This is a genomic window from Bacillus sp. 123MFChir2, assembly GCF_000383235.1.
Taxonomy (GTDB): Bacteria; Bacillota; Bacilli; order Bacillales; family Bacillaceae_G; genus Bacillus_A.
Genome location: NZ_KB911021.1, coordinates 1 through 2129, shown reverse-complemented (window position 1 = coordinate 2129; position 2129 = coordinate 1). Strand labels below are relative to the sequence as shown.

The following is a 2129-nucleotide window of genomic DNA, read 5'->3' as shown; positions in this document are numbered from 1 at the left end:
TTATGACCTTAATGAAGGAAAAAAAGGAAGAAAAGTAAAAAAAGAATAGAAAGAAAGGCGACTTTTCGTTCCATTTTGAACGAAAAGTCGCCTTTTTAGTTCTACATATGTTTTGTGAAATGAAAAACGTAAGTTTTTCAGTGGCCTCGCTGCACGGCAGCTCTTGTTTTTGTTGTTGCTTTAAAGAGGAAGTTTCACTTTATCTTTCCCACTTCTTCTTACATTCCTCTATCCAAAACACCAAATACTGCTTCGTCATCTGAGCACGTCTCCATCTCGATAAAGACAGTTTCATTCCTTCATTTTGACGCACACGGTACACATCTTGCAGAAGCGGCTCCCACTCTTTACAGCATTTCATCATATATTGCAGCCCTTCATCTTTCGAAACAATCCGTTCCATTTCTAATGTGCATATAATACGGCCCATTGTCACAACCGCAGACTCTACCCATTCTGTAGCTAAAAATAAATAGGGACGCTTTACTTTCTCACTCCAATATTGTTCCACATTGTATTTCATTGTGCTTACAACATCATCCCACACTATTACATAGGGAAGCTCGCTTGCCTGTTGACCAAAAAGCGTAATACCGCAATTTTTTATCGTCCACCACGTCACAGAATTAATGTCCCAATGTCCTTCAGTTATTTTTCCCTCAGAACAATATAGGTACGGTAACATCTCATCATTTTGTTTTCCAACATCACCAAGCGGAACATACATCCCGTCCATTCGTTTACCGAAGTCGTGTGCATGAAGACTCTTATGTAATTGACGAATTTTCACTTTCTCTGCTTCACTGACTTGTTCTTTCATAACCGTTACAAAGTCAATATCACTCGTTTCCGAATGAAATGCAGCTAGTGCTAATGAACCGTATACATACACACCAACTAGCTTTTCACTTGATATTATTTCTTGAAGTTCATTCACATATTGATCTAAGAAGAACTCCACTTCTTTTGGTATGGAATGATTCATTATGATACCCATACATATACTCCTAACGCAGCTACTACATTCGGAATTGCTGCAAATGCGTTCATTTTAGCTGATTGAAAGCGGGATTCTTTTCGCGTTGGCTTTTCCGAAGCAAATGTCCCTCTTCCTCCCAAAATGAATCCATCTATACAAAGAAATGCTGCACTAGCTAAAAAAAAGGCGCTTAACCAACCTGCTAACGAATAAACCATTGCTGCATCCCCTATCATATAAGCAATACTACTGACTAGAAAAAGTCCGATAATCCCTATTACAAATCCCTTCTTCATCGCATTCATCCTCCATAGCACAGAAAAAGCCCCTGCGATTCGTAGTCTACGTTGCAAGAGCTCTGTAAGTGATAAGTTATATTATAAATATTTCTCAATTTCTTTGTATACATCCTTTAAGCGCGGATTGCCCTCTCCGACAATCTCATGATTCACGAGAACAACAGGATAAAATAAATCTTCTTCAATGACACGCTCTACAAAAGCTCGTTTTTCTTCCTCTTCTTGCTCCTCATGAATATCCACATATTCAAAATGGAACTTCTCTTCTTGTCCTTCATATTTTCGTCCGATCGCCGCTTGCAGCCATTCATACGTTTCCGTTGAAGACGGCATTCCAACGCAGCTTGCACATACAACCTTCGCCCCGTACACACTAACTTTTATCATATTCTCTCCCCCATTTGCACATATATTTTTTTCTGTACCTCATTGTCACATATAAGAAGGAAACTTCCATAAACTATTTTGACAACGTAAGAAAGACATAAAAAATAGATTTTCCCCTGTATCTTGATTATAATAAAACTGATGAAAGGAGTCGATAAAAATGGAAAACGAAAACTTACACGAACAAGTAGTAGAAGTATTAGATAAATTACGTCCATTCTTACTTCGCGATGGCGGTGACGTAGAATTAGTAGATATCGAAGACGGTATCGTTAAATTACGCCTTCTAGGCGCTTGCGGCAGCTGCCCAAGTTCTACAATCACATTAAAAGCAGGTATCGAGCGTGCGCTTTTAGAAGAAGTACCTGGAGTAATTGAAGTAGAACAAGTATTTTAATCTAAAAGCGGAAGCGGCTCGCCCAGAACAAGAGGGGGATGGAGCTTCTGACATAGAGGCGCTTTTT

At 39.1% G+C, this 2129-nt stretch carries 3 protein-coding genes and 1 pseudogene; 1 reads left to right on the top strand and 3 read right to left on the bottom strand.

The window, feature by feature from the left end:
* Positions 1 to 199: 199 nt before the first annotated feature.
* The 3 genes from H280_RS0122785 to H280_RS0122775 all read right to left on the bottom strand — a co-directional run bounded on the left by H280_RS0122785 (position 200) and on the right by H280_RS0122775 (position 1665).
* Positions 200 to 997: a nucleotidyltransferase domain-containing protein gene (locus H280_RS0122785; RefSeq protein WP_020063397.1), complete on the bottom strand. Its 798-nt coding sequence runs from the start codon at positions 995 to 997 to the stop codon at positions 200 to 202.
* A complete protein-coding gene (locus H280_RS0122780; RefSeq protein WP_020063396.1) occupies positions 985 to 1275 on the bottom strand; it encodes a hypothetical protein in 291 nt (96 codons plus the stop codon). Before H280_RS0122780 ends, H280_RS0122785 begins: the two co-directional genes overlap by 13 nt.
* Before the next feature lie 81 nt (positions 1276 to 1356).
* Positions 1357 to 1665, bottom strand: coding sequence for a YuzD family protein (locus H280_RS0122775; protein WP_020063395.1), 309 nt, complete (start codon positions 1663 to 1665; stop codon positions 1357 to 1359).
* A gap of 178 nt (positions 1666 to 1843) precedes the next feature.
* Here H280_RS0122775 and H280_RS0122770 point away from each other — a divergent pair.
* Positions 1844 to 2062: pseudogene (locus H280_RS0122770) on the top strand (NifU family protein); the annotation flags it as partial.
* Between the last annotated feature and the right edge of the window lie 67 nt (positions 2063 to 2129).

Bases quoted from the DNA above. Each gene is read 5' to 3' on its own strand.
- H280_RS0122785 (WP_020063397.1), bottom strand. From the start codon at position 997: ATGGGTATCATAATGAATCATTCCATACCAAAAGAAGTGGAGTTCTTC.
- H280_RS0122780 (WP_020063396.1), bottom strand. From the start codon at position 1,275: ATGAAGAAGGGATTTGTAATAGGGATTATCGGACTTTTTCTAGTCAGT.
- H280_RS0122775 (WP_020063395.1), bottom strand. From the start codon at position 1,665: ATGATAAAAGTTAGTGTGTACGGGGCGAAGGTTGTATGTGCAAGCTGC.